Consider the following 26903-nt stretch of genomic DNA (forward strand, 5'->3'; position numbering starts at 1 on the left):
GAAACCAGAGCAACCTTTTCGGCAACCTAAGTCCGCCGCCTGAGCGTGTCAAGAGTTTCGATGCGTCCTGGGATGCCTTCCAGGCCGCCTAGCTGCATCGACGTGAATCACCGGCTGATCGTGTTAGTGTCGTCCGAAACTTTCGGACGCTGTACGAGGCTGCGATGACAGAGCACCACCCGCTCGGCCCACCCGGCTCCACCACCACCATCGCCACGATCGCCCACGACGTCGGCGTGTCGGTCGCGACGGTCTCCAAGGTCCTCAATGGGCGCGAGGACGTCTCTCCCGGCACCAGAGCCCGGGTCGAGGAGAGCCTCGACCGCCACCAGTACCAGCGCCGCAGTCGGCGCTCCTCGTCCGCCACACGTCGGATCGACCTCGTCTTCCACGAGTTCGACACCGGTTGGGCGATGGAGGTCCTGCGCGGGGTCGAGGCGGTGACGAGCATCGTCGGTGTCGGTCTCGCCGTGTCCCAGCTCGGCGGCGCGCACCGTCCGGCGGCGCGCTGGCTCGACACCCTGCTCGGTCAGCGTCCGCTGGGCGTGCTGTTCGTCCTCTGCCATCTCAGCGACGCGCAACAACAGCTCCTGCGGCGTCAGGGCGTACCGTTCGTCGTGATCGACACGGACAGCGCGACCTCGGCCTCCGTGCCCACGGTCGGCTCGAACAACTTCAACGGCGGCCTGCTCGCCGCCCGACACCTGATCGAGCTGGGCCACCAGCGGATCGCCGTCATCTCCGGACCACCGGACATGCTGTGCAGCCGGGCCCGGGCCGCCGGATTCCAGTCCGCGCACGAAGAGGCCGGCCTGACCCTCGACCCCGAGCTGGTCCGCTACGGCAGCTTCTCCGCCGGGGCCGGGCACACCCACGGGCTCCAGCTCCTGCAACGACCGGACCGACCCACGGCGATCTTCGCCGGTTCGGACATCCAGGCGATGGGGGTGCTCCGGGCCGCACGTCGGTGCGGCCTGCGCGTCCCCGAGGACCTCTCGGTGATCGGGTACGACAACCTGCCGCTCGCCACCTGGACGGACCCGGCCCTGACGACGATCAACCAGCCGTTGCGCGACATGGCCGGCATCGCCACCCAGATGCTGCTCGACCTGTCCGCCGGCACCGTCCCGGCGACCAGCCGGATCGACCTGGTGACCGAGCTGGTCGTCCGGGAGAGCACCGCGCCCCCCGCCCCGCCGCGCTGACCCCTGCGAGGAACCGTGTCCGACCCCGCTGTCCGCCTCGACGAGCTCGAGCGATACTCGCCCACCGTCGCCGAACCGGAGGACTTCGACCGGTTCTGGGGCGACACGCTCGCCGCGGCCGCCGCCCGTCCGGTGCTCGTCGACGTCCGTCCCGAGCCCACCGACCTGCGCGTGTTCGACACCTGGGACGTCACGTTCGCGGGCTTCGACGGTGACGAGGTACGGGCCTGGTTCACCCGCCCGGCGGGCATACCCGAACCGCTGCCCACCGTGGTGGAGTACGCCGGCTACGGGCGTGGCCGTGGCCTCCCCCATGAGCGGCTGGTCTGGCCGGCGGCCGGGTACGCGCACCTGTTGATGGACAACCGGGGCCAGTCCGGGCTGTACGCCGCCGGGGACACCGCCGACCGGCACGGCGCGCCCGGCGGGCCCTGGCCGGCGACCTGGGGAATCCTCGACCCGCACGACTACCACTACCGCCGTCTGATCACGGACGCCGTCCGGGCCGTCGAGGCGGTGCGCGCCCTGCCCGGCGTCGACGCGGGACGGGTCTCCCTGCTCGGCAACAGCCAGGGCGGGGGCGTGGCCCTGGCCGTCGCCGGCCTGGTCGACGATCTCGCGGCGGCGCTGATCACCGCGCCCTTCCTCTGCGACGTCCAGCAGGCCATCGCGCTCAGCGACGCCTCGCCGTACGGCGAGATCGCCCGGTACCTGGCGGTGAACCGGGAGGCCGAGGCGGCGGTACGGCGGACGCTGTCCTACGTCGACGGGGTGACCTTCGCCCGGCGGGCCACCGCGCCGGCACACTTCGGCATCGGCCTGCGCGACACCGTCTGCCCACCGAGCACCGGCTTCGCCGCCTACAACCAGTACGGCGCCGCGACCGGCCGCCCCGACGCGCCACGGCGGGAGATGCACGTGTACCCGTTCAACGGTCACGAGAGCGGCGAGGCCCTGCACGTCCGGCGGCAACTGCGCTGGCTCGCCGAGACGCTCGCGAGCTGAGCCCACCCATGGCCGGCGATCGATGCATTGCCGGTGTTAGCGATAACAAGCTATGGTGCGTCCGGGCGGGGTGAAGGGCACATCCCGACGTCCGGGTTCCTGGTTGTCGAACCACCACCCGAGGAAGCCCCATGAGCCCTGTGACCCTTGGTAAACCCGTACCACCGACACCCGCCAGGCCCGCGACGACGCCGAGGCCCCGCCGGGCCCGGTTGTGGTGGGCGGCGCTGGCCGCCGTCGCGGCCATGACCGCCGCCGTACCGGTGGCGACCGCGCCCGCGAGCGCCGAGTCCAACGGCGGGGTACGCGTCATGCCCCTCGGCGACTCGATCACCGACGGCTTCAACGTCGCGGGTGGCTACCGGATCGAACTCTGGCAGCGGTTCGCGTCCGGCGGCTACCGGATCGACTTCGTCGGCTCGATGTTCAACGGCCCGTCCAGCCTCGGTGACCACGACCACGAGGGTCACTCCGGTTGGACCATCGCGCAGATCGACGCGAACATCGTGAACTGGCTGCGCGCCACCAACCCGCGCACCGTGCTGCTGCACATCGGCACGAACGACATGTACGGCGACACCTCCGGAGCACCGGGCCGGCTGGCCACCCTGGTGGACCGCATCACCAACACCGCACCGAACGCGGACGTCTTCGTGGCGACGATCATCCCCAAGTCCGGCGCGGACAACGTGGTGCGGGGCTACAACGCGGCGATCCCGGGAATCGTGCAGACCCGGGCCGCGGCCGGCAAGCGCGTCCACCTGGTCGACATGTACCGCGCGCTGACGCTCAGCGACCTGGCCGACGGCGTGCACCCCAACGCCACGGGCTACCGCAAGATGGCCGTCGCCTGGTACGACGCCCTGCGCGCCGTTCCCGGCAGCATCGGCGGGGACACGCCGCCGACCACCACTCCCCCACCGACCACCACGCCCCCGACCACGCCTCCGCCGACGACCCCGCCGCCCACCACGCCCCCGCCGACCACTCCTCCGCCCACCACGCCGCCGCCGTCGGCGGGCTGCCGGGTCACGTACACGGTCAACGCCTGGAACAACGGGCTCACCGCGGCCGTCTCGGTGACCAACACGAGCAGCAGCGCGATAAACGGCTGGGCCCTGGCGTTCACACTGCCGGGCGGCCAGACCATCACCGGCGGCTGGAACGCGGACTACTCGCCGACGAGCGGCGCGGTGACCGCCCGCAACGTCTCCTACAACGGCACCATCGCCCCGAACACGTCGGTCGACATCGGCTTCCAGGCCACCCACACCGGCAACGCCGGCAAGCCGACCGCCTTCACGCTCAACGGGACGGCCTGCACGGTCGCCTGACACAGGCGCCGAGCGGCGAACGCAGGGGCGGCGAGGAGTCTTCTCGCCGCCCCGGCGGTACGGGTGGCTCGGGCTGCGGCTGGAGTCGGGGAACCCTCGGACACCACCCCAGCATGCATGCGGGAGGCAGGCGACGAAGTTGCGGATCGCCGCTGCCGGGACGAGCCGGCGACTACCGACCCGGACGCGGTGGATCCGCTTATCCTTGACGAGCTTCCACATCGCCCGTGACCCAATGCCGGGCCGTGTTCGAGCCGCTAGGGGGTTGCAGGTTGGTGGTTCCGAGCGTGCATCGTGCGGTGACGGCCGGCACATCGTCGGGGCTCGCGTCGCACCCTCACCGTGGTCGACCACGACGCATTTCATCTAGCCGCTGTACGTGTGTCCGTAGCGCCTAACCGACGCGACTCGGAGTTCGCGGGAGCGCCCGGGACGCAGGGGCAACTCGGTGGAGTCGTCGGAGCGGGTTAGATACGGTCGAGGCTATGAAGAAGTGGGTGGTGCCTGAGCACTCCAACAAGGCCGTCCAGCGGGCGAGCCGGGTGATCGGCAGAGGGACTGGAACGTCTGAGGAGATTTGGGCAGCTCGGGAAGTCCTCAGCAATTACCGCCTCGCCCACGCGTTTCCCTTGAACGCCGTCACCGTGACCGTGCGCCAGCGTGCGCTCGACGTGAACCCCAACGCCGTCGTGGCCGAGCGCCGGAAACGCCTCCCCACGATCATCGACAAGCTCAAGCGTCATCCCACGATGAGCGTGACTACCATGCAGGATCTCGGGGGCTGCCGGGTGGTCTTCGAGTCGGTCGCCGAAGTGGACGAGTTGGTTGGCATCTTGGCGGACCTGCCAAGGAGCAGGAACCGCGTGAAGAAGGTCTACGACTATCTGCGCGACGACCCGGGGCCCCGGAACTCTGGCTACAGAGGCGTCCACTTGGTCTACGAGTACGGGGCCTCCAAGAAGGAGTACCACGGCCTGCGGATCGAACTGCAGGTGCGCACGCAGTTGCAGCATGCCTGGGCGACCGCAGTCGAGACGATGGACCTCTTCTCCGGCAGCGAGCTGAAGTACGGAAAGGGCGAGGCAGACGCGCTCCGGTTCTTCGTCTTGGTCGCGTCCCTCATGGCGCACGAGGAGGGCACCGCTCCGGCGCCAGGTACCGAAGGAACGCCCGATGAGTTGGCGGACGAGCTGGCGCGGCTGGAGGTGACCGTGGGCATCCTGGGACGGCTCCGCGGTTACGCGGCGATTGTCGGCGAGCACGCGACGACGGACCGTCGGAACACCCTGACCCTTGAGCTCTTTCGGCGCGAGGGTCGGCTTACCGTGACGGTCCACGAAACGCTGGCCGACGCGGAGGCACGGCTAACCGCGTTAGAGACTCTAGACGACGAGAACCTGGACGTGGTGCTCATCAACATCGCGCGCATCAGCCAACTGCGCGACGCGTACCCGAACTACTTTGCGGACACGGCCCGATTCACTGAGTTCGTGCGAACGCAACTGGATGGCCGTTTGCCTTAAAGTGCCTGAGTCGGAGTGGGCTCTGCCCAGGGCCAACGTGCGGCGGTTGCACCGCGCCTCGGGTCCGCCAGGCGATGCGCAACAGACCCGGCGTGCAGGTCCTGCCCCGGCGAACACGACGGCCTCGACGGCATCTACACGACCGCGCGCCGCCGGTCAAAGTTGAGCCTGCAAGATGTCCTGATGTGCCGCGATTCGAGCGGCAGCCTACGTCCACCGGACCCTCATCGTGAGCAACGGACGTGCGTCGCCGGGGCGAGCAGGATCCCCAGCGCCACTCGCCCAGGCCACTGCACATTCGCCTACCTGGTTCTGCACCGAAACCGTGGGCCGACACCAGCACTCTGTCCGGGAGCAGTTACACCACCAGCCCTGCGGTCACCGCCGCAATCGTGCCGGGAGCCTTCGAGGATCCGGAGCATGCAGCCCATCCACGGTGACGAGCCTTGGGCGAGAGGCCGACCGGTCGCAGCGTCGGTCTGCCCCTTAACCGGTCAGAAGGTCTGGCCGGCCCGCACGGAGTCGATGAATGCCGACCACTCGTCCTCGTCGAACATCACCTGCTCGTCCGGCCGCTGCGAGTTCCGCACGATCCGGTTGAGGTCGGCGTCGATGGCGACCTCAACACAGTTCGGACCGGAGTTGTCGCATCGGTTCGGGCGCACGAACGTCAGTTGCTTCAAGGTGTTGCTCCTCTCCGCAGGCGGCCGTCGGGTACGGCCGATCATCGGTGGGGGTGGTCCGAGGTGCCACAGGTCGTGGGCGACCAGCTGACCGAACGCGTCCGCCCATGACCAGCACCGACCCCGGGTGCCGCAGTGGGGACAGCGACCACCGACGGGCCGGTGCGTGGTGATGGTCTGCCACCAGCGGCGCACGGACTCAGCGGACGGCGAGAGCGTGGTGCTCACGGTCGTTGCCCGGAGGCGGTGGCAGCCAGGACGTCGACGCTGACCAGCACCTCCCAGCAGAACGGGGCAGTGCAGTCCGCGGTGGACCAACTGCACTCCGGGCCGTGGCCGTACACCCAGGCGAACCGGGGGTCGTGCGACTGGTGGACCTTGACGATGACGATGTCGTGGCAGGTCTGGCCCTCGATGCCGGGGCTGGGCTGCCACTCGCCCGGCCGCACCGACACCCGCGCGCCGGGCTCGGGCACCGCCCGGTCGCTCACGGGGCCAGCCTGTCGTGGCCGCTGGCACGGTGGTGCGCCTGCGTGATGACCCGGGCTTGGGCCAGGAGCAGCCGCTTGGCCCTCTCCTGTTCGACGGCCTGGATACGCGCGCCGGTGCCGGGCGGGACGGGCGGACCACCACGAGCGGCCGCCCGGCCCGTTACTGCGGATACGAGTCTGCGGATCATCTGCACGCCCCTCGCCTCGGGAGCGAAGGCGGCCAGCTCCGTGGAGCGCGACCGCCTTCGCCCTTCCTAGCGGAACTGCGGCAGTTGGTTGATCATCACGTCGTGTCGGATGTTCGCTACCGTCGTCCCGTAGCCGGGACGTTACGGGCCGTCAACGGCGCTCTGAACTCGCCGAGCGTCCGCTGTCCGCCGAACCTGTCCGCTACTCGGTCCGGGCTGGGCCGAACTCCTTCATCACGTCCCGTAGATCGGCGGCCTCGGGCGCGCCCGTCTGCTCGACGCGGCGCAACACCTCCCGCGCCCGCCACCAATTGGAGGGCACCACTCGTCCAGAGGTGACCGCCGCGGTGGCGAACGCTGACGCCTCATCGGGGCGGCCCTTGGTAGCCAGTGCGAGGCCAAGGTCGAGGCGGGCCGACGCCGACCGTCGAGGTCGTTCCCCGCCGTCTCCGCGTGGATCCAAGTTGGCCAGCACCTGCCGGGCGACCTGCTCCGCGCCGGGGTCACCGGCCCACGCCAGCGTCGTAGCCGTGTACGCCTCAGCTTTCGCCGGGTCGTATCGGTAGTGGTGCTCGGCCCGGTCCGGGACAGGCAGGTTCGCCGTCAACCGCTCCACCCGGTCCAGCGCCCGGCGCGTCTCCCGGACGGCACCCATCCGGGCCCATGCTCGCGCCTCCTGCGCTGTCGCCTGGATGTGGGCGGAACTGCCGACGGGCGCCACCTGCTGCGCCTGCTGGGACAGGGCGAGAGCGGTCCGGTAGTCGCCGAGCGTCAGTACCTCCCAGGCGCGGGTTTCCAGGCACCACCCCTGAATCTCCCGGTGCTCGGCGTGCCCGGCCAGTACGGACGCGGCGGCGAGGTGGGCGGATGCGGCGCTCGGCTGTTGCAGATCGATGTGCACGGTGGCCCGCAGAACGGCCAGCCATCCACCGGCGACGACCAGACGCCGCTGCTGGGCGAGGGTGACCCGCCCGTCGAGCAGGCGGGTGACGTAGGCCAGATGCCGGCGCACCATCGGCAGCAGGTCGACCGGGGCGGTGGTCGGGTACCGGATGGCGAGTTCGTCGACACCCTGCTCGATGCGGTTGAGAGTTTCCGCGCTGACGTCGCCGCCCGACACCCGTTGAAGCAGGTCGTCCGCTTCGGCTTCGTGGTCGACGGGAGCGGCGACCAGGCGGGCGAGCTTGCCGCCTGCGTTGAGTGCCTGGTCGAGGTGGCGGGCGGTCTCGAAGGTGGCCGCCTTGCTGCCATTCTCCAGTTCGTGGAGATGGCTCTTGCCGCGGTGAGTGAGCTGCGCGAGCGCCCGCAGGGACAGTCCGGCCTGTTCACGAAGTTGCCGGAGTGTGGCGCCGAAGCGTGGGTCGACGTGGGCCGTCATGGCGGCGCTCCCAGTAGAGGACGGGAATGGCGGCCCCGCCGGCCTCTACATTGGCGGGCCGCCATCTCGAAGGTACCGCCGGTGTGCCTGGCCGGGCTGGCTTCGGCGCGCGAGTTCGGCTGCCCGCTGTGTCGATGTGCTGTTGAGCGGTATACCCCAGAGGTATGAATATGACTCTGAGGTATATCGCCTACCACCGCGTCCGCCCCCCACAGAGGTGACCGAGGGTCACTTCCCGTCGCAGGCTGGGATCACCGCCCCAGCAAGGGCGGACAGCCACGCTGTCGGACGACCGCTCAGCGGCTCGCCGCGCGGTAGAGGCGGCTCACCGTCTCCGCGACGCAGACGGGCTTGTCGCCGCCGTCGCTGTGCACCGTCACCGCCGTGACCAGCTGCACCCCACCGCTGACGGGCGACACCTCGGCGATGACCGCGCTGGCGCGTACGGCGGCGCCGACCCGCAGCGGTGCGGGGAAGCGCACCCGGTTCAGCCCGTAGTTGACGCCCATCGCGACGCCCTCGACGCGGTAGAGCTGGCCGGCCAGGGCCGGCACCAGCGACAGGGTGAGGAAGCCGTGCGCGATCGGGGCGCCGAAGGGACCGGCCGCCGCGCGTTCCGGGTCGACGTGGATCCACTGGTGGTCGTCGGTCGCGTCGGCGAACAGGTTCACGCGGTCCTGCTCGATCCGCTGCCAGGGGCCGGGGCCGAGGGTCTCGCCGACCGCGGCGGTCAGCTCGTCGACGGAGGTGAAGACGCGCATGCGGGTGTCCTTAGTGCTCTGGCGGGTGGCAGCGGGCGCTCGCCTGACGCACAAACTAGCGGTGATAGTTAACGCCGTCCAGAGCGGGACGGCGCTCACCGTTCGACGGCGAGTCCGGCGTGCTGTTCAGTGGCGAACGCGCGGGCCAGCTCGGTACGCGAGCGGATCCCGAGCCGGTGGAACACGTTGCGGAGGTGATGGTCGACCGTCCGCGTGGACAGGAACATCCGGGCGGCGATCTCCTTGTTGGTCGCGCCCTCGGCGACCAGTCGGGCGATCCGGAGCTGCTGACCGGTCAGCAGCCGTGCCGCCGGCAGATCCGGCGGTCCGACCGACTCCCCGGCGGCGCGCAGCTCGGCCGTGGCCACCTCGGCCCAGCGACCGGCCCCGAGCAGGGTGAACGCCTCCCGGGCACGGTGCAGGTGCTCCCGGGCGTCCCGTGGTCGTCGGCTACGCCGCAGCTCCTGACCGAAGAGCAGCTCGGTGCGGGCCCGTTCGAACGCGCCGGCCTCCGTCGGGTGCAACCGCAGGGCCGTCCGGAACTCCCGCTCGGCCTCGACGCCGCCCCGCGTCGCCAGCAGCGCGTGGCACCGGGCCGACAGCGCCCGGCGCAGCGGGCTCGCGGTGCTGCTCGCCCACCTGTCGAAGGCCGCCAGCGCGGCGGTCGCCGCCGGGCGGTGCGGCAGGTGCGCGGCGGCCTCCACCAGGTACGGCGTGGCCATCACCTGGACGAGCACCTGCCCCCGACCGGTGCCGAGCCGGGCCAGCGACGCGAGTCGGGTCGCCGCCTCGGCGTGCCGACCGTCGACGAGGTCCAGCACGGCCAGCGCCCATCCGGCGAGCGCGTGCGGTCGGCTGCCCGGCACCGGCGTCGTACCGATCTCCCGGATCCGTCGCAGGCTGCTCTCCCGGTCGGCGCGTACGGCGGCCAGCACGGCGAGCATTCCCAGGTGGACGTTGGCGCAGTTGACCTGCCCGGTGGCCCGCGCCACCCGTAGCCCCTCGCGGGAGGTCTCGGCCGCCGCCTCGTGCCGGCCCAGCCAGTACTCGGCGACCGCCCGCAACTCCAGCGCGCGGGACAGCATGGACAGCTCGCCGCGCTCGCGCGCCAACCCGACGGCACGCTCGGCGAGGCGGTGCGCGGCGCCGTCCACGGCCACCACCAGCCCGGCCGCCGCCGCGCAGGCGAGCGCGGTCGGGGTCAACTCCGGCCCGGTGAGGCGGCCACCGAGCACGACGGCCCGGCGCAGCGCGGGGCCGGCCCGCTCGTGGTCGCCCCGCAGCGTGGCCGCCACCCCGGTGACGAGGCATCCGGTCAGCTCCACGGCCGGCGGGTCGTCCCGCTGCCGGAGCGCGGCGGCCTGTCGGCCGACCTCGGCGTACCGGTACTGGTCGCCGGCGAAGCAGACGGCCTCACCGGCACGTGCCAGCCCCTGGATGGCCCGGGCGCGGTCGACGGCGGCGACCGTCCGCGCGGCGGACAGCAGGGTGGCCGCCGCGCCGGTGGCGTCCTCGCAGCGAAGGTCGATCTCGCCGCGCAGCAGCCCGGCCGCGCCCTCGACGACCGGATCGGCGCAGGTCGCGCGGAGGCGGTCGAGCAGAAGGCGGGCCTGGCCGGGTTGCCCGCCGGCCCAGGCGTAGCGGGCGGCGACGAGCAGGCGGGCGGCGGCGTCGTCGGGGTGGTCGCTGAGCGCGGCGGCCCGGCACAGCGCCGCCGACGCCACGGCCCAGCCGTTGCGTCCACCGGACGCCGCCCGCTCCAACTCGGCGGCGAGGACCGGGTCGGCGCCCGAGGTCGCGTCGGCGAGATGCATCGCCCGGCGTAACCGCTGGCCGAGCGGATCGAGTACGCCCGCGAGCAGCCGGTGTGCGGCCCGCCGCTGCGCGAGCGGAGCGGCGGCCGCGACCATCGCGCGGGCCAGGGGCTGCGCGAAGGTGACGCCGCCCGACTCGACGCGGACCAGCCCGGCGGCCTCGGCCGGCGCCAGCGCCTCGATGGCCATGCCGGCGGCTTCGGCCGCGCGGACCAGCGTCGCCGGGTCGTCCGACTCGTCGAGCGCGGCGAGCAGCAGCATCCGGCGCGTGTCCGGCGGCAGCCGGTCGAGGCGGGCCCGGTAGGAGCGTCCCAACGCGCCGTCGGCCGGCGGCGCGGCCGGAAGCGGCTCCTCACCGCGCCCCTGCGCCAGGGTGAGTACGCCGGCGATGTCCACGAGCGCCTGCGGGTTACCGCCGCCGACCGCGGCGAGCGTGGCGGCGACCGGAACGGCGGGCCGCTCGGACAGTCGGTCGGTCAGGACGGCGATGCTGTCCCGCTCGCTCAGCGGGGCCAGCCGGTGGGTCGCGAGCCCGTCGACGGTGGCGGTCGCGTCCGCGGTGAGCAGGACGACGACCGGCAACTGCCGCAGCCGGCGGGCAACGACGGCGAGCACCTGCGTGGTCTGCGGGTCACCCCGGTCCACGTCGTCCATCGTGGCGAGCAGCGGACGCTCCCGGGCGGTCGCGGCGAGCAGCCCGAGAACGGCCACCGACAGGGCCAGCCGGCGCTCGGGCGGACAGCCCTCCCCGTCCATGACCCGGTACAGCAGGCGGCGGCGCTCCTCGGGCAGAGTGGTCGCGCGGTCGCGCACCGGGTCGAGCAGGCGTTGCAGGCCGGCGTACGGAAGCATCGCCTCCTCGGGCAGCCCGGCCGCGGCCAGGACGGTGCAGTCCTTCGCGTACCGGTGGGCGTACGAGATCAACGCGGTCCGGCCCGACCCCGGCTCGCCGTGCAGCAGCAGAGCGCCACCACCGTCGGTGACGCCGTCCAGCAGGCTCCGGACGGCCGCGCACTGGCCGTCCCGGCCGCGCAGCACAGTTATTTGCACTCGTGATGCAGTAACCATGCGTCACAGTGTCACTCATCCATAAGCGGATGGAAAGAGGACAGGCTGGGATCAGTCGGCCGCGACCTCGGCCAACAGCGCGCCCACCGTCCGGGTCATCACCGCGCGGGCGGCGTCCACGCCCAGACCGAGCCCGTAGCGCAGCATCGACCAGGCCGGCCACATGCTCGCCGCCACCACCGCGTTGAGCAGTTGGCCACGCTCGCGCCCGGCGCGCGCCAACTCGGCGGCGAAGAGCTGCTCGACCTCGTCGCGGACCCGGTCGACGTGCTTGACGCGGTTGCGGCGCAGCTGCTCGGAGACCGGCTCGCGCATCTGCGCGGCCCGCGCCGACGGCGCGATGAGCTGGAGCAGCCGCGCCCGCTGCCGGCAGTACGCGTCGACCCGCTTGGCCAGCGGCAACGTGGTGGAGATCGGCCGGTAGGCGGCATCCTGCTGGCGCAGCACCTCCGCGCCACTGGCCTCGAAGAGCGTCTCCATGTCCTTGAAGTTGGTCCAGAGCGTCCGCAGCGAGATGCCGGCCCGTTCGGCGATGCGCTCGCCGGTGGGTCGCAGGTCGCCCTCGGCGATGAGCGCCAGGTGCGCCTCGACGATGGCCGCCCGGGTGCGCTCGGCGCGGGCCGTCCGTCCGTCGACCCGCGCCGGCGTCTCGACCCTGTTCATCCGCCCCCGCCCCTTCACCGCCACGGTGTCGTCCGGCTCTGCGACGAGTCTAGACAGGCGATGATCGGGACACGTCCCGTACGCGTGGGCGGCGTCATCCGGGCCGGCCGGATTGCATTCACGGTGCAAATAGTATGAGAGCTGGAAGGTGTTGGTCAACGCGTCGTCGTACGGCCCGGACGGGGTGATCGCCGGGCCGTACGACGATGTCGGCGCTCGCTCAGGAGACGGTCGGCACCCCGTTCGCGGGAGGCGCGACCGGCGCGGCGGTGTACTCCCGGACCGGTCCGTCCCGCTCGTCGGTCTCGTACGTCGGCCCGAAGTAGCTCTGCACTCCCCCGCTCACCCGGCTCAGCCGCTGCCCGCCGTAGCCGGAGTGGTCGTCGGCGGCGAAGCGCAGCGGCGCGAGGCCCGGGCCCTGGAAACCGCCCTTCTCGACGGCGTCGACGACCTTCTCGCGGGTGACGTCCTTGCCGGCGGCGAGCAGCACCTGCACGAACAGGTAGCCGACCGACATGCCGTACACGGTGTTGCCGTCGAACGGCGCGTCCCCGTTGTGCGACTTGTTGATCTTCATGAAGAGCTGGATCCACGGGTTCGCCGTGTCGTTCTGCATCGGCAGGTAGTTGGTGCCGACCATGCCCTCCAGCAGCGGCGCGGCGGCGCCGAGCTGCTTGGCCAGGGTCGGCTGGTCGGCGCCGACGTTGGACACCAGCCACTGCGGCTTGAAGCCCAGCCGCGCGGCAGTGCCGATGGACAGCGCGGTGAAGCCGGGCACGGTTGCCAGCATGACGACCTGACAGCCGGCCGCCTTGAACGCGCCGATCTGCGGCGCGACGTTGGTGTTGCTGGTGACGTACGTCTGCTTGACCGCCACCGCCTGAGCGCCGAGGACCTTCTCCACGCCGGCCAGGCTGTCGCGGCCGAAGTCGTCGTCCTGGCCCAGGAAGCAGACCTTCTGGCCGGCCAGGCTCGACTTCGCGTAGTTGGCGAGGATCTTCCCCTCGACCGTGTAGTCCGGGTTGAAGCCGAACGTGCCGGGATAGGTGTCGGGCTGGTCCCAGCTACGACTGCCGGAGGCGACGAAGAGGTCCGGCACCCGGTTGCTCTTGAGGAAGTCGAGCACCCCGCTGTGCGTCGGCGTGCCGAGGCCGTTGAGGATGGCGAAGACCTTGTCCTGCAACACGAGCTGGCGTACCACCTGCTGCGTGTTCGCCGGGTTGTAGCCGTCGTCCATGACCTTGTAGGTGATCTTCCGGCCGTGCACGCCGCCGTTGGCGTTGACGTAGTCGAAGTACGCCTTCGTCGCAGGGGCGATCTTGGAGTAGCCGGCCGAGGCCGGCCCGGTGAGCGGCATGTGGGTGCCGACGACGATCTCGGTGTCGGTCACCCCCGGCACCGACCTCCCGCCGGAGGCGGGACCGTCGTCGCCGCCACAGCCGGCAGCGGCGATGAGCAGGGCGATGGTGCTGGCGATCGCGAGACCGCGTCGCGCCGTAGGGTGCATGGGAGACACCGACCTTTCTCGGTCCGGTTGGGTGGGAGCGGTGTGGTGGGGCGCCCGGCGAGGGCCGGGCCGGGGACAGCTCAGGAACGTCGCGCCGGCCAGCGGGCCAGCAGCACCCGGCCGAGGCGGGCCAACAGGCCCTGCACGCCGCCGGGCGCGGCGATCATCACGACGATCAACGTGACGCCGAAGATCGCCAGCGGGAGGTTGCCCTCGAGCCGCTGCGCCACCGCCGGCGAGAGGGTGAGCAGCTCGGTCACGGAGTGGGTGAGGTCGGGCAGGGCGACCAGCAGCACGGCCCCCCAGAGCGCGCCGGCGAGGCGGCCGAGACCGCCGATCACCACGGCCATCAGCAGGAAGAGTGACAGGGTCAGCGAGAACGCCCCGGGCGACACGCTCTGCGCCAGCACCGCGAGCAGGCCGCCGCCGAGCCCCGCGGTCGCGGCGCTGACCACGAACGCGAGGACCTGCGTACGGGCCACGTGGATGCCCGCGAGGCGGGCCGCCACCTCGTCGTCGCGGACGGCCCGGAACGTCCGCCCGTACCGGCTACGGACCAGGTTCGCCAGCAGCAGCAACGCCAGCAGCGTGGCAGCGCCCGAGATCCAGAGCTGCCACCGCTCGTACGGGAAGTAGGGGCCGAGCGCCAGCGGCGGCGGCTCCACCGGCACCGACAACCCCTGCTCGCCACCCAGGACGCCGTCGAAGGTGACGGCCAGCGCCGGCACGACGACCGCCACGGCGAGCGTCACCCCGGCCAGGTAGGGGCCGCGCAGCCGGGCCGCCGCCACACCGACCACCGCGCCGACCGCGACCGTGCCCAGCACCGCCGCGAACAGCGACAGCGCCACCAGCCAGCCGCCGGTCCACCCCCGGTCGAGGAACGCGTTCTGACACAGCGCCACCGTGTACGCCCCGGTCGCCATCAACGCCCCGTGCCCCAGCGAGAGCTGCCCGTTGAGTCCGGTGAGGACGGTCAACCCGGCGGTGGCGCAGAGGTACGCCGCGATCGTGGCGAGCTGGAAGTTGCGGAACGGCTCGACGGCGTAGCTGACCGCCACGAGCAGCGCCCCGACGGCGAGCGCCACGGCCAGGTGCCGCAGGAGCGTGGAGCCCCGTCGGGGCTCGGACGGGCGTTCGTCGGTGTCGGCCGGCCGCTGCTTCGGCGGCAGGACCGCCCGGGTCGCGCTCACACCCGCCTCGCCGTGACCGGGGCGAACAGTCCGCCGGGACGCACCAGCAGCACCGCCAGCAGCAGGACGAGCACCGCGAGGGGGGTGAGGTCGCTGCCGGCGTACCCGCTGACGTAGGAGAGCAACAGCCCCACCGCGAGGCCGCCGACGACCGCCCCTGGTGGACTGTCCAGACCACCCACCACCGCCGCGGTGAACGCCGAGACGAACACCAGGTCCATGGCGTGCGGGTGCAGGCCCAGCTCGGTGGGGATGACCAGCATCGCGGCGAGCGCGCCCACACCCGACGCGAGCGCCCAGCCGAGCGTCAACATGCCGCCGACGTTCACCCCGAGCAGGCGGGAGACCTCCGGCGCGAACGCCGCCGCGCGCATCCGCAACCCGATCGAGGTACGGGCGAACATCCAGCCCAGCCCGCACACCACCACGGCGATCGCGGCGAAGACGAACAGGTCGTACGGCGACAGCACGGCGACCCCGCCGACGGTGAGGGCGGACCGGCTGAACGGGACGTCGGCGGGGCGGAACTCGTTGCCGTACACCATGCCCAGCACGGCCTGGATCAGCAGCACCAGGCCGAGCGCGACGATGACCGGATTGAGCGGCGACGCGTGGTCGACGTGCCGCATCACGACCCGGTCCACCAGCGCGCCGAGCAGCAGGCCGGCGACGATCGCGACGACGAAGCCCAGCCAGTACGAGCCGGTCGCGGCGGACACCGAGTACGCGACGTACGAGGCGGCGACGGCCATCGCCCCCTGGGCGAAGTTGACGACCCGGGCCGCCCGCCAGATGAGCACCAGCGCGAGCGCGAACGCGGCGTACACCGCGCCACGGGACAGGCCGTCGACAGTGAGGAAGACGAAGCGGTCCACGTGTCCTCCCTCCATGGGGACATCGATGCTGGTCAGAAACCGAGGTACGCGTGGCGCAGGTCGACGTCGTCGCGCAGCGTCGCCGCCGGGGCGGCGATCACCACCTGGCCGAGGGACATCACGACGCCCTGGTCGGCGACGGCGAGGGCGCTGCGCACGTTCTGCTCGACCAGCAGCACGGTCAGGCCGGTCCGGTCCCGCAACTGGCGCAGCAGGGCCATGATCCGGGCGACGACCCGGGGCGCCAAGCCCAGCGACGGCTCGTCCAGCAGCAGCAGGCGCGGCCGGCCGACCAGGGCCCGGCCGAGCGCGAGCATCTGCCGCTCGCCACCGGAGAGCTGGTGGCCGAGGTGGCGGCGACGCCGCGCGAGGGGCTCGAACAGCTCGTAGACCTCGTCCAGGGCGCGGCCGGCGTCGGCCCGGTCCCGCCGCCACAGCCCACCGAGCCGCAGGTTCTCGTCGACCGTCAGCTCGCCGATCACGCCCCGGCCCTCCGGGACGTGCGCCATGCCGCGCCGCACCAGCTGCTCCACGGGCGTACCCCGCAGGTCCTCCCCGGCGAGGACGACCTGGCCGGCGGCCGGCCGGATCATGCCGGAGAGCGCCCGCAGCAGCGTCGTCTTGCCGGCGCCGTTGGCGCCGACGACGGCGGCGATGGTGCCGGCCGGCACGGTGAGGTCGACGGCCCGCAACACCGGCGCGGCGCCGTAACCGGCCACCAGCCCCCGGACCACGAGCAGGTCCGGCTCACTCCTCGCGCTCACGCTGAGCCTTCTTCCGTTCGCAACTGCGGGGCTCGCAAACCCGGCTCACTCCTCGCGCTCACGCTGTCTCCTCGACCAGGGCGCCCAGGTACGCGTCGGTGACCGCCGTGTCATCGCGGACCTCGTCGGGCGTTCCGGAGGCGATCACCCGGCCGAAGTCGAGGACCACGATCTCGTCGCAGACGTCCATCACCAGGTCCATGTGGTGCTCGACGAGCAGCACCGCGCACGGGTCGACGTCGCGCCGGGGCAGCTGTCGGATCAGGTCCGCCAGCTCGGCGATGTCGTCGGCGCCGAGGCCGCCGGCGGGTTCGTCGAGCAGCAGCAGCCGGGGTCGCGCGGCGAGCGCGCGGGCCAGGGCGACCCGCTGGCGTACGGCGAAGGGCAGCGTGCCCGGCGCGGCCTCGGCGTGCTCGGCGATGCCCAGACCGTCGAGGACGTCCATGGCGTGCCGGCGCAGCCGGCGCTCGTCGCGGTCGCTGCGGGGCAACCCGAACAGCGCGGCGCCGAAACCTGCACGGGCGGTGTGGGACGCGCCGGCCATCACGTTCTCCACCACGCTGAGCCCGGCGAAGAGCCCGGTCCCCTGGAGGGTCCGGGCGATGCCGAGCCGGGTCAGCCGGTGGGGTTGGGGGCGCAGCGGCCGACCGTCGAGGGTGAGCGAACCCGTCTGCGGCGTGACGAAGCCGCAGACCACGTTGAACAGGGTGGTCTTGCCGGCGCCGTTGGGCCCGATCACGCCGACCACCCGGTTGGGTGGCACCCGCAGCGAGACGTGGTCGAGGGCGGTGAGGCCGCCGAAACGGACGCCGATGTCGTGCAGTTCGAGGCCGCGCTCCATGCACCCATCCCTCTGCCGTGGCGGGTGTTATTTACACTCGCAGTGTACGTTTCTCGGTGATCGCGTCAAGACCCTTCGATGTGCCCGAACGGCCGGGACGGCCGCCGTGGGGCGACCGTCCCTGCACGTGCGCGCTCAGGCGCTCGGGCACGTATTGCGGTACTCCTGGATCTGCGACCCGCTGGGGCCCGGGCAGAGGAACTGCTCGTAGCGGGTGTCGTCGTCGACGAACCGCTTCAGCCAGGCCACCATCTGCCGCGCCGTCGGGGTGTTGACCGTCTGCGGGAAGAAGTGGCTCGCCCCGTTCAGCTCCAGGTAGGCCTTCTCGGCCGAGGACGGGATGCTGTTGTAGAACGGGATGGAGTGCGTGGCGACCGGCGCGACGGTGTCGCTCTCGCCGCCGATGATCAGCGTCGGCACGCGCAGCTCGGACCAGCTCTTGTCCGTGTTCCAGGGCGCGAGAGGCACCGCGGCCTGCAACGACGGTCGGGACGAGGCCGCCTCCAGGCTGCCTCCGCCGCCCATGGAGTGGCCGGCCACCGCGAGCCGGCTGCTGTCGATCCGGCTCCGCACCGAGCTGCGCTGGGTGAGGTAGTCCAGCGCGGCGAGCAACTGCCGGCCACGGCTGTCCGGCTGGTCCAGTCGGGTGTTGGTCTCGATGCCGATCACCACGAAGCCGTGCGAGGCGATCCGTGGGCCGAGCCAGCTGATGCTGGACCAGGCGGCGGTGTAGCCGGGCGAGATGGCGACGGCGCCGAAGGTGCCCTCGCTGGTGCTGGTCGGGTAGTAGATGACCCCGCCGCCGAAGCCGGTGACGCTCAGCGACGACACGCTCTGCGAGGCGGTGGCGAAGGGACCGCGACTGGCTTCCAGGATCGCGGTGGTCGGGGCCGGGCCACGCTCGTACGGGCCGGCCGCCTGGGCGGCGCCCGTCGGTCCGACGAGGACGCCGGTGACGAGCAGGGTGGCAGCCAGCGCGAGCCGGGCGGCTCGGGCGGGCAGGGAACGGGGACGGGTGGTGGTTGGTGACGACACGTCGGGCACTCCCTAGAGTCGAGCGGTATCGACGTTCGTCAGTGTTCTTTGCCCGGGTCGACCGGCGCATCGGTGAAATCACCAGTCCCGGATTTATCGTGCGTTTCGACCCTCAAGGCAGGGGTAGGGGTGCAGGGGCCTGCTCAAACGCTCCAGGGAGAGGTTCGCCCAGTGGATTCCAGCAAGCCCGCCGAGGCGGTCAAGAACGTCGTGAAGACCGCCTCCGAGAAGATCGCCGACGCCCTCACGCCGGACGTGCCGGGCGCACCCGGCAGCGCGCCGCCCACCGTCGAGGAGCCGACCTCGCCCCACGACCCGCTGCCGCCCAAGACGGAACAGGGCGCGCCGCAGACCCGTACGCCCACCGGCGCCGAGACCGGCGCGCCGACGACCGCGAACGGCCAGCAGGGCGCGTACCTGACGACGGCGAACGGGGCGCGGCTGCGTGACACCGACCACTCGCTCAAGGCCGGCCCCCGGGGTCCGGTCCTGCTCCAGGACCACCACCTGCGCGAGAAGATCACGCACTTCGATCACGAGCGCATCCCGGAGCGCGTGGTGCACGCGCGGGGCGCGGGCGCGCACGGGGTGTTCACCGCCTACGGCACCGCCGAGGCGGTCACCCGGGCCGGCTTCCTGAAGAAGGGTCGGGAGACGGAGGTCTTCGTCCGGTTCTCCACCGTCCTCGGATCGCGCGGCTCGGCCGACACCGTCCGGGACACCCGGGGCTTCGCGACCAAGTTCTACACCGACGAGGGCACCTTCGACCTGGTCGGCAACAACATGCCGGTCTTCTTCATCCAGGACGCCATCAAGTTCCCCGACATCATCCACGCCGCGAAGCCGCACCCGGACCGGGAGATCCCCCAGGCGCAGAGCGCGCACGACACGTTTTGGGACTTCGTCTCCCTGCACACCGAGGCGCAGCACCACACCATCTGGAACATGTCCGACCGGGGCATCCCGCGCTCGTACCGGACCATGGAGGGCTTCGGTGTGCACACCTTCCGCCTGGTCAACGAGGCCGGGGAGACGGTGCTGGTCAAGTTCCACTGGAAGCCGAAGCTCGGGGTGCACTCCCTGACCTGGGAGGAGGCGCAGATGCTCGGCGGCATCGACCCCGACTTCCACCGCCGGGACCTCTACGACGCCATCGAGGCGGGCGCGTTCCCCGAGTGGGAACTCGGCATCCAGGTCTTCCCCGACACACCCGAGGAGACCTTCGCCGGCATCGACCTGCTGGACGCCACGAAGATCGTCCCGGAGGAGTTGGCGGGGGTCCAACCGGTCGGCCGGTTGGTCCTCAACCGGACGCCGACGAACTTCTTCGCCGAGACCGAGCAGGTCGCCTTCCACCTCGGCCACCTGCCGCCGGGCATCGACGTCACGAACGACCCGCTGCTGCAGGGGCGGCTCTTCTCGTACGTCGACACGCAGCTCACTCGGCTCGGCGGACCGAACTTCACGCAGATCCCGATCAACCGTCCGCACGCGGCGGTCAACGACATGCTGCGCGACGGCTTCCACCAGCACGCCGTGCACGCCGGAGTGGCGCCGTACCGGCCGAACTCCCTCGACGGCGGCAACCCGTTCCCGGCCGGCGACGCCGAGCACGCCTTCGTCGACGTGCCGGTGACGGTGGCGCAGGCGCCCAAGGTCCGCGCGAACCCCGCGTCGTTCGACGACCACTACAGCCAGGTACGACTGTTCTGGCTAAGCATGTCGCCGGTGGAGCGGGAGCACATCATCCGGGCGTACACCTTCGAGCTGGGCAAGTGCTACCACCAGGCGATCAAGGAACGCCAGTTGCAGTGCCTCGCCAACATCGACCCGGTGCTGTGCGAGCAGGTGGCCACCGGCCTGGGGCTGCCCGTGCCGCAGCCCACGGTGACGCCCGTCGACGTCGCGCCGAGCCCAGCCCTGTCGCAGCTCGGCGGGGAGTGGCCGGCCGACGGCCGCACCGTCGGGATCGTCGTCGACCCCGACGGTGACCTGGACGACGTCGACCAGGTCCGCCGGGCCGTCTTCGAGGCCGGCATGGTGCCGCTGGTGATCGCCCCACACGGTGGCATGGTGGGCGACCTGACGGTCCAGCGGACCTTCGCCACCGGCCGGTCGGTCGAGTTCGACGCGCTCCTGCTGGCCGGGGCGCCGGTGCCCGCGCCCGACGCGCTGCCCGCCCGCGACGCCAAGGCCGGTCGGCCGGACGCGGCGACCGTCGACCCCCGCGTGCTGCTCCTCGTCGAGGAGTGCTGGCGGCACGCCAAGGCGATCGGCGCGTGGGGCGCCGGTGTCACCGTGCTGGAGCAGGCCGGAGTGGCCGGCACCCCCGGCATCGTGGCCGCCGGCTCCGGCGCCGAGGCGCTGACCGGCGTGCAGCGCTTGATGGCCGCGCACCGGGTGTGGGAGAGGTTCCCCGCCTCGGTCGGCTGACCCGACAGCGAACGAGGGCCGTCCCCCGCTTCGGCGGTGGGCGGCCCTCGTCAGTCCATTACCGGATCATGACAATTCGAGGATCAGGCGCGGATATCCCGCTGGCACCTTCTGCTGGGTGATCCAAGAGCTGTCTCGCACCGAGCCACGACCGGACGGGTACGACCCGGACGCGCGCGTCCGGTTCCGCCACCGGCGGCCGACCGAGGCCGACGCCGCCACGGGCCAGCCGGCGCACCGCGTGCGGTGGGCCGACGCCGCGAAGGGCGTCTGCATCGTCCTCGTCGTCGGATGGCACGTCGTCGTCAAGGACTACCTGCGGATCGACTGGCACGTCGGCGTACCCGTGCCGGGTCTGTGGGGCACGCTGGGCGAGCAGTTCCTGCCGCTGCGCATGCCGCTCTTCTTCACCATCAGCGGTCTCTTCGCGGCCAACGCCGTCCAGCGGCCCTGGCGTAGCGTCGCCCGAGGTCGCATCGCGGGGTTCCTCTACCTGTACGCCCTCTGGCTGCTGATCCACACCGCGGTCCTCGCCGTGACGCCGGACTTCCCGACGGACCGGGCCACGTCCGCCCTCGGTCTGCTGGCACAGCTCACGGTCACGCCCTCCAACCTCTGGTACCTGTACGCCCTGGCGCTCTACTTCACGCTCGCCAGGGCGACCCGCCGGCTGCCCCGGTCGCTGGTCGTCGTACCCGCCGCGGTGCTGTCCGCCGTCACCGCCGCCGGCCTGCTGGCCACGCCGGGCAACCGGGCCGGCCTCTATGCGAACCTGGTCTTCTTCCTGGGCGGCCTGTACCTGCGTCCGCACATCCAACGGTGGGCCGCCACCGCCACCCGGCGTCGGCTGGCGCTGACCGGCGGGGCGTACGCCTGCGCGCTCGCCGTGATGGCGGCGGCCGGCGCCCAGCGGTGGTTCGGCGTCTGGCCGGCGGTCTCGGTCGTCGCGGTGGCCTTCGGCGTCACCGCCGCCGCCCGGTTGGTCCGGCGGCCCGCCCTCGGCGACCGACTGGCCGCGCTCGGGCGCGTCACGCTGCCCATCTACGTCATCCACATGCCGCTGGTGGCGCTGCTGCACCGCCTGCTGGACGCCCCGGTCTCCGGGCTGGACGCGGGCGCTCAGGGCCTGATCGTGCTGGGCTACCCGATCGTGCTGACCGCGCTCGTCATCGGTCTGAGCCTGGCCGTGCACCGTGCGCTGCTGGCGGCGCACGCCCGCTGGCTGTTCGCGCTCCCCGGGACGCGTCGCGGGGCGGTCGCCGGATGAGCGCGTTGGCCGAGGCGGTGGTCGACCTCGGGGCGGTGGCCGACAACGTACGGACGGTCGCCGCGGTCACCGGCACCGAGCTGATGGCGGTGGTGAAGGCCGACGGGTTCGGCCACGGCGCGGCGCCGGTCGCCCGGGCCGCCCTGCGTGCCGGCGCCACCTGGTTGGGCGTTACCTCGGCGGCCGAGGCGCTGGCCCTGCGCGCCGCCGGCATCACCGCGCCCACCTTGAGCTGGCTGCACCGCCCGGACGACGACTTCACCGAGTTGGTCCTCGCGGGCGTCGACGTGGGCGTCTCGACGATCACCCACCTGCACGCGCTCGCCGACGCGGCCCTGCGGGTCGGCGTGCCCGCGACCGCGCAGCTCAAGGCCGACACCGGCCTCACCCGCAACGGCGCCGGCCGCGACGACTGGCCCGACCTGGTCACCTGGGCCCGCAAGTACGAGGTCGAGGGCACGGTCCGGGTACGCGGCGTGTGGTCCCACCTGGCCGACGCGGACGTACCGGGCGCGCCCGCGCTGGACGGTCAGGTGCGGGCGTTCTCCGAGGCGGTACGCATCGCGCGGGTCGCCGGCCTCGCCCCCGACCTCGTCCACCTGGCCAACTCGGCGGCGGCGCTGTCGGCGCCCCGGACCCGCTTCGACCTGTGCCGGATCGGGTTGGCCCTCTACGGCGTCGACCCGTTCGGCGCGGTCGGTCCCGGCGCGTTCGGGCTGCACGCCGCCCTGACGCTGCGCACGACGGTGGTCAACGTGAAGCGGGTACCGGCCGGCACGGGCGTCTCGTACGGGCCGGAGCACGTGACCGCCGCCCCGACGACGCTGGCGCTGCTGCCGCTCGGCTACGCCGACGGGCTGCCCCGCGCCACCGAGGGTCGGGCGCAGGTGTGGCTCGGCGGCCGGCGCTGCCCGGTCGTCGGGCGCATCGCCATGGACCAGTGCGTGGTCGACGTGGGCGACCTGGCGGTGCGGATCGGCGATCCGGTCGTCGTGCTCGGCACGGGCGACGACGACGACGCGCCGACCGTCACCGAGTGGGCGCGCTGGGCCGGCACCAACCCACACGAGATCTTGACCGGAATCGGGGCGCGGGTGGGCCGCGTCCATCTCCACGAAAGGGCGGACGTCGCATGTTGACGCGACTGGCAGTGCTGTACGGCGGGCGGAGCGGGGAACACGAGGTCTCGCGGCGCTCGGGGGCCGCCATTCTCGCCGGCCTGGACCGGAAGCGGTACCAGGTCACCGAGGTGCTCATCGACACCGACGGCGACTGGCACGTGGACGGTCGTCCCATGGGCCTGCCGCAGGCGTTGCGGGTGTTGCGCGCCCAGGACGTGGTGTTCCCGGCCCTGCACGGCCCGTACGGTGAGGACGGCACGGTCGCGTCGCTGCTGGAGTGGCTCGGCGTGCCGTACGTCGGCAACGGGGTGTTCGCCAGCGCGGCGGGCATGGACAAGGGCGTCACCAAACGGCTCCTCGCCGCGGAGGGCCTGCGGGTCAGTCCCGGTGTGACCCTGCGGCCCGGGGAGACCCTGTCGCCCGCCGACCAGCAGCGGCTGAAGCTGCCGGTCTTCGTCAAGCCGGCGCGGGCCGGGTCCAGCCTGGGCGTGGTCCGGGTGGCGGAGTGGTCGGCGCTGCCCGCCGCGCTCGCGCAGGCCCGGGAGGTCGATCCGAAGGTGCTCGTCGAACAGGGGGCGCAGGGTCGGGAGATCGACGTCGCCGTCCTGCAACACCCCGACGGCCGGGTGCAGGCCGGGCCACCGCTGGAGATCCGGGTCAGCGGCGCGGGCTTCTTCGACTACGACGCGAAGTACGACGGTGGCGCCGTCTTCCAGATCCCGGCGCAGCTCGACCAGGCCACCACCGAGGTGCTCCAGGACCGGGCCGTCCGCGCCTTCGACGCCCTCGACTGCCGGGGACTGCTGCGGGTCGACTTCTTCCTGCCCCACGAGGGCGCCGAGCCCATCGTGAACGAGGTCAACACCTTCCCCGGCTTCACCGCCGCGTCGCAGTTCCCGCAGATCTGGCAGCGGGCGGGCATTGAGTTTCCCGCCCTGCTCGACATCCTGATCTCCGGCACGCTCGCCGACCGGCGTCGGGTCCTCGCTGCGGGGCTACCCCGGCCGGAACGGTCGGTCGACCTGGTATGAGCGGCCGTCGCCCCGGTCACTCGATGGGACAGGACCAGGGTGGCCGGGCGCCGTCCGCGCCGGCGAGGGTGACCGGGGCGTAATTGAACTGCTGGCTGGTGAGCGCCGCGGTGCAGATGATCTGGTTGGCCGCGAGGGTGGACAGCGGCAGCACGGCGCCCTTCATCCGCACCGTGACGCCGGGCTCGTCGGCGCTCGGCGTCATGCTCACCGGCGCGATGTCGGACGGCACCTCGCTGGTGAACCCCGCGGTCCGCTCGGCCTCGGTGGGACCGGCCGCGAGCAGCGCGAGTGTCTCGAGCGGTGACGGGGGCACGTTCTTCGTCGGCCGGACGACGAGCGCCAGTTCACCGTCCGCGATCAGGTAGACGCCCCCCTCGGCGGACGGGCCGCTCACCGCGGAACGACCGGTGATGACGTCGGTGGGCCGGACTCCGCAGCCGGCCGTGAGCAGCGCGACCAGGAGCCCGACCGCGAGCAGTGCCCGCGCCCCGCGACGGCGGCTCACCGTGCGCCTCCGGCGCTCGCGGCTCACCGCGCGCCTCCGGCGCTCGCGGCTCACCGTGCGCCTCCGGCGCTCGCGGTCTCCGACGCCGCCCGGGGCAGCCGGAGCGTGAACACGGCCCCGCCCCGCGGATCGTTGCTCGCCACCAGGCTTCCGGACTGCCCGGCGTGCCGGTGCAGGCGCGCGTTCTCCCAGGCGATGGCGAGTCCGAGGCCGCTGCCCTCGGAGCGGGTGCGGGCGGTGTCCGCCTTGTAGAAGCGGTCGAAGACGTGCGGCAGCACCTCCGGGTCCAGCCCCGGCCCCTGGTCGGTGACCTCGATCGTGAACCAGTCGGGTTCGGCGGCCAGACGGACGGACACCGGCTCGGCGCCGTGCCGGAAGGCGTTGCCGACGAGGTTGGCGACGATGACGTCGAGCCGCCGGGGGTCGAGCCGGGCGACAACGCCGGACGGCAGGTCCGCCCGTACCCGATCGACCCACCCCCGCAGCCGCAGCGTCGCGGTGACCGCCGCGGCGACGTCCACGTCGTCGAGGGCGAGCCGGGCGGTGCCGGAGTCGAACCTGCTGACCTCGATGAGGTCGTTGACGAGCTGGGTGAGGCTCTGCGTCTCCTGGCTGACCAGCCGGGCGGCCCGGCCGGCGTCGCCCGGCAGCCGGTCCGCCTCCTCGTCCAGCACGTCGGTGACGGCCGTCATGGCGGCCAGCGGCGTACGGAGTTCGTGGGACACGTCGGCCACGAAGCGCCGCGCGTCGGCCTCCATCCGCCGCAGCTCACCGACCTGACGCTCGATGGTCGCGGCGGTGTCGTTGAACGTGCGCGTGACGTCGGCCAGCTCGTCGACGCCCCGGACGGTCAGCCGGGTGGACAGGTCTCCCTCGCCGAGCCGGCGTGCCGCGCGACCCAGCTCGCGTACCGGCCGCAGCACCCCCTGCGCGGCCAGCAGGGCCAGCAGGACCGCGAGGATGAGGGAGAGGCCGCCGGTCACCCAGGCCAGCGTGGCGAGCCGGTCGATGCTCTGCTGCTCGGAGGCGAGGCTGCGCACCGAGTAGACCTCCACTCCGGACGCCACGGACGTGCCGTCGGGTCGGTCGAGACGGAGCTGCGTGCCGATGATCAGCTGGGGTTGCCCGTAGCGCTCGACGCGCTGCCACGCGATGTGACCGTTCGCCACCTCGTGCCGCAGCGCGGCGGTGAGGGGTTCGGCCGCCTCGACACCCTCCGATCGGCGGTCGTGGTAGAAGACGACGGTGTTGCCCTCGCGGTCGGAGAGCTGCTGGGCCAACAGCTCCAGCTCCTCCTGGGTGGGCGGCAGGCGGAGCACCGGGTACACCTTGGAGAGCTGGTCGGTCAGCGAGGCCACCGCCGCGTCCTGCGCCTGCTGGAGGATGACGGTCCGGGCCTGGAAGTAGCTGCCGCTGGCCACCACCGCGGTGGTGGTCACCCCGAGCAGGGCGAACGCCAGGAGCAGCCGGGTGCGCAGGCCCAACGCCATGGCGCGGGCCCGGTGCCAGGGGGTCACAGCGGCCCGAACCGGTAGCCGAAGCCGCGCACCGTCTGGATGTAGACCGGCGTCGACGGCTCGTCTTCGATCTTGGCGCGCAGTCGCTGGACGCAGGCGTCCACCAACCGCGAGTCGCCGAGGTAGCCGTGCTCCCAGACGGCCTCCAGCAGCTGCTGACGACTGAGCACCTGACCGGGCGTGTGCGAGAGTTCGAGCAGCAGACGCAGCTCGGTGGGGGCCAGGCCGACCGGCACGCCGTTCTTGCTGACCACCAGCGCGGCGCGGTCGATGGTCAGGTCGCCGTGCCGGTGCAGCCCGGGCCGCTCGGCGCCGGGGCGCCGCGCGTCGCCTCCGGTACGACGCAGCACCGCGCGGATGCGCGCCTCGAGCACCCGGGCCTGGACCGGCTTGACCACGTAGTCGTCTGCGCCCGCCTCCAGACCCGCCACCACGTCCATGTCGTCGTTGCGCGCGGTGAGCATGATGATGGGCAGGTCGCCCTGCTGCCGGATACGACGGCAGACCTCGAACCCGTCCATACCGGGCAGCATGATGTCGAGGACCACCACGTCGGACGCGCTCGTGCGGAGCCGCTCCAGACCCTGTTCACCGGTGGCCACGGCCACCACGTCGTGGCCCTGCCGGGTGAGCGCCAACTGCAGTCCGTCGCGGACCGTCTGGTGATCTTCGATCAGCAGGACCTGGGGCATGCCGTC

Annotated in this window: 23 protein-coding genes; 8 read left to right on the forward strand and 15 right to left on the reverse strand. The window is 72.3% G+C overall.

Annotated features, from left to right (window positions below):
• Window positions 1–164 precede the first annotated feature (164 nt).
• The 4 genes from ACTFTM_RS18655 (at window position 165) to ACTFTM_RS18670 (ending at window position 5067) form a co-directional block, all read left to right on the forward strand.
• Window positions 165–1205 carry a LacI family DNA-binding transcriptional regulator gene (locus tag ACTFTM_RS18655; protein ID WP_449561747.1) on the forward strand — a complete coding sequence of 347 codons (1041 nt, stop codon included), beginning with the start codon at window positions 165–167 and terminating at the stop codon, window positions 1203–1205.
• 15 nt (window positions 1206–1220) lie between these two features.
• Entirely contained in the window at window positions 1221–2210 is a 990-nt protein-coding gene (locus ACTFTM_RS18660) for an acetylxylan esterase (protein ID WP_449561748.1), read from the forward strand.
• 131 nt (window positions 2211–2341) lie between these two features.
• Entirely contained in the window at window positions 2342–3544 is a 1203-nt protein-coding gene (locus ACTFTM_RS18665) for a cellulose binding domain-containing protein (protein ID WP_449561749.1), read from the forward strand.
• A gap of 485 nt (window positions 3545–4029) precedes the next feature.
• On the forward strand, window positions 4030–5067 hold the full coding sequence (locus tag ACTFTM_RS18670) for a RelA/SpoT domain-containing protein (RefSeq protein ID WP_449561750.1): 1038 nt from the start codon (window positions 4030–4032) through the stop codon (window positions 5065–5067).
• 494 nt (window positions 5068–5561) lie between these two features.
• On the opposite strand, the gene ACTFTM_RS18675 is transcribed toward ACTFTM_RS18670, so the two are convergent.
• From ACTFTM_RS18675 to ACTFTM_RS18730, 12 genes are all read right to left on the reverse strand, one after another.
• Complete coding sequence (locus ACTFTM_RS18675) at window positions 5562–5750, reverse strand: DUF397 domain-containing protein (protein WP_449561751.1); 189 nt, start codon at window positions 5748–5750, stop codon at window positions 5562–5564.
• A 224-nt stretch (window positions 5751–5974) separates the two neighbouring features.
• Window positions 5975–6241, reverse strand: coding sequence for a hypothetical protein (locus ACTFTM_RS18680; RefSeq protein WP_449561752.1), 267 nt, complete (start codon window positions 6239–6241; stop codon window positions 5975–5977).
• Between the two features lie 390 nt (window positions 6242–6631).
• A complete protein-coding gene (locus ACTFTM_RS18685) occupies window positions 6632–7807 on the reverse strand; it encodes a helix-turn-helix domain-containing protein (RefSeq protein ID WP_449561753.1) in 1176 nt (391 codons plus the stop codon).
• Between the two features lie 296 nt (window positions 7808–8103).
• Window positions 8104–8568 carry a MaoC family dehydratase gene (locus ACTFTM_RS18690; RefSeq protein WP_449561754.1) on the reverse strand — a complete coding sequence of 155 codons (465 nt, stop codon included), beginning with the start codon at window positions 8566–8568 and terminating at the stop codon, window positions 8104–8106.
• 95 nt (window positions 8569–8663) lie between these two features.
• Window positions 8664–11432, reverse strand: a complete 2769-nt coding sequence (locus ACTFTM_RS18695) for an AAA family ATPase (protein ID WP_449561755.1) — start codon at window positions 11430–11432, stop codon at window positions 8664–8666.
• Between the two features lie 69 nt (window positions 11433–11501).
• Window positions 11502–12113, reverse strand: coding sequence for a TetR/AcrR family transcriptional regulator (locus tag ACTFTM_RS18700; RefSeq protein ID WP_449561756.1), 612 nt, complete (start codon window positions 12111–12113; stop codon window positions 11502–11504).
• A gap of 220 nt (window positions 12114–12333) precedes the next feature.
• Complete coding sequence (locus tag ACTFTM_RS18705) at window positions 12334–13620, reverse strand: ABC transporter substrate-binding protein (protein ID WP_449561757.1); 1287 nt, start codon at window positions 13618–13620, stop codon at window positions 12334–12336.
• Window positions 13621–13700: 80 nt separating this feature from the next.
• The gene (locus ACTFTM_RS18710) at window positions 13701–14813 is read right to left on the reverse strand and encodes a branched-chain amino acid ABC transporter permease (protein WP_449561758.1); all 1113 of its coding nucleotides are present in this window, start codon (window positions 14811–14813) and stop codon (window positions 13701–13703) included.
• Window positions 14810–15688: a branched-chain amino acid ABC transporter permease gene (locus ACTFTM_RS18715; RefSeq protein ID WP_449561759.1), complete on the reverse strand. Its 879-nt coding sequence runs from the start codon at window positions 15686–15688 to the stop codon at window positions 14810–14812. Before ACTFTM_RS18715 ends, ACTFTM_RS18710 begins: the two co-directional genes overlap by 4 nt.
• Window positions 15689–15720: 32 nt before the next feature.
• Complete coding sequence (locus ACTFTM_RS18720; RefSeq protein WP_449561760.1) at window positions 15721–16452, reverse strand: ABC transporter ATP-binding protein; 732 nt, start codon at window positions 16450–16452, stop codon at window positions 15721–15723.
• Window positions 16453–16510: 58 nt separating this feature from the next.
• Complete coding sequence (locus ACTFTM_RS18725) at window positions 16511–17293, reverse strand: ABC transporter ATP-binding protein (RefSeq protein ID WP_449561761.1); 783 nt, start codon at window positions 17291–17293, stop codon at window positions 16511–16513.
• 135 nt (window positions 17294–17428) lie between these two features.
• Window positions 17429–18328 carry an alpha/beta hydrolase family protein gene (locus tag ACTFTM_RS18730; RefSeq protein WP_449561762.1) on the reverse strand — a complete coding sequence of 300 codons (900 nt, stop codon included), beginning with the start codon at window positions 18326–18328 and terminating at the stop codon, window positions 17429–17431.
• Between the two features lie 171 nt (window positions 18329–18499).
• On the opposite strand from ACTFTM_RS18730, the gene ACTFTM_RS18735 reads away from it, so the two are divergent.
• From ACTFTM_RS18735 to ACTFTM_RS18750, 4 genes are all read left to right on the forward strand, one after another.
• Complete coding sequence (locus ACTFTM_RS18735; RefSeq protein WP_449561763.1) at window positions 18500–20761, forward strand: catalase; 2262 nt, start codon at window positions 18500–18502, stop codon at window positions 20759–20761.
• 118 nt (window positions 20762–20879) lie between these two features.
• Window positions 20880–22028 carry an acyltransferase family protein gene (locus tag ACTFTM_RS18740; protein ID WP_449561764.1) on the forward strand — a complete coding sequence of 383 codons (1149 nt, stop codon included), beginning with the start codon at window positions 20880–20882 and terminating at the stop codon, window positions 22026–22028.
• On the forward strand, window positions 22025–23167 hold the full coding sequence (gene alr / locus ACTFTM_RS18745; protein WP_449561765.1) for an alanine racemase: 1143 nt from the start codon (window positions 22025–22027) through the stop codon (window positions 23165–23167). Before ACTFTM_RS18740 ends, alr begins: the two co-directional genes overlap by 4 nt.
• Window positions 23161–24180 (forward strand): D-alanine--D-alanine ligase family protein, encoded by a 1020-nt coding sequence (locus ACTFTM_RS18750; protein WP_449561766.1) that lies wholly within the window; start codon window positions 23161–23163, stop codon window positions 24178–24180. Before alr ends, ACTFTM_RS18750 begins: the two co-directional genes overlap by 7 nt.
• 16 nt (window positions 24181–24196) lie before the next feature.
• Here the strand turns inward: ACTFTM_RS18750 and ACTFTM_RS18755 are convergent, their stop codons facing one another.
• From ACTFTM_RS18755 to ACTFTM_RS18765, 3 genes are read right to left on the reverse strand one after another with little or no spacing between them, the layout of a single operon-like run.
• On the reverse strand, window positions 24197–24688 hold the full coding sequence (locus tag ACTFTM_RS18755) for a hypothetical protein (protein WP_449561767.1): 492 nt from the start codon (window positions 24686–24688) through the stop codon (window positions 24197–24199).
• Between the two features lie 50 nt (window positions 24689–24738).
• Window positions 24739–26205 carry an ATP-binding protein gene (locus ACTFTM_RS18760; protein ID WP_449561768.1) on the reverse strand — a complete coding sequence of 489 codons (1467 nt, stop codon included), beginning with the start codon at window positions 26203–26205 and terminating at the stop codon, window positions 24739–24741.
• Window positions 26202–26897, reverse strand: coding sequence for a response regulator (locus tag ACTFTM_RS18765; RefSeq protein WP_449561769.1), 696 nt, complete (start codon window positions 26895–26897; stop codon window positions 26202–26204). Before ACTFTM_RS18765 ends, ACTFTM_RS18760 begins: the two co-directional genes overlap by 4 nt.
• Window positions 26898–26903 lie beyond the last annotated feature (6 nt).

The organism is Micromonospora sp. RB23, from assembly GCF_053585025.1.

Excerpts from the sequence above, each read along its gene's own strand:
- ACTFTM_RS18655 (WP_449561747.1), top strand. The coding sequence starts at position 165 with ATGACAGAGCACCACCCGCTCGGCCCACCCGGCTCCACCACCACCATC.
- ACTFTM_RS18665 (WP_449561749.1), top strand. The coding sequence starts at position 2,342 with ATGAGCCCTGTGACCCTTGGTAAACCCGTACCACCGACACCCGCCAGG.
- ACTFTM_RS18670 (WP_449561750.1), top strand. The coding sequence starts at position 4,030 with ATGAAGAAGTGGGTGGTGCCTGAGCACTCCAACAAGGCCGTCCAGCGG.
- ACTFTM_RS18685 (WP_449561753.1), bottom strand. The coding sequence starts at position 7,807 with ATGACGGCCCACGTCGACCCACGCTTCGGCGCCACACTCCGGCAACTT.
- ACTFTM_RS18690 (WP_449561754.1), bottom strand. The coding sequence starts at position 8,568 with ATGCGCGTCTTCACCTCCGTCGACGAGCTGACCGCCGCGGTCGGCGAG.
- ACTFTM_RS18700 (WP_449561756.1), bottom strand. The coding sequence starts at position 12,113 with ATGAACAGGGTCGAGACGCCGGCGCGGGTCGACGGACGGACGGCCCGC.
- ACTFTM_RS18705 (WP_449561757.1), bottom strand. The coding sequence starts at position 13,620 with ATGCACCCTACGGCGCGACGCGGTCTCGCGATCGCCAGCACCATCGCC.
- ACTFTM_RS18725 (WP_449561761.1), bottom strand. The coding sequence starts at position 17,293 with ATGGAGCGCGGCCTCGAACTGCACGACATCGGCGTCCGTTTCGGCGGC.
- alr (WP_449561765.1), top strand. The coding sequence starts at position 22,025 with ATGAGCGCGTTGGCCGAGGCGGTGGTCGACCTCGGGGCGGTGGCCGAC.
- ACTFTM_RS18750 (WP_449561766.1), top strand. The coding sequence starts at position 23,161 with ATGTTGACGCGACTGGCAGTGCTGTACGGCGGGCGGAGCGGGGAACAC.
- ACTFTM_RS18765 (WP_449561769.1), bottom strand. The coding sequence starts at position 26,897 with ATGCCCCAGGTCCTGCTGATCGAAGATCACCAGACGGTCCGCGACGGA.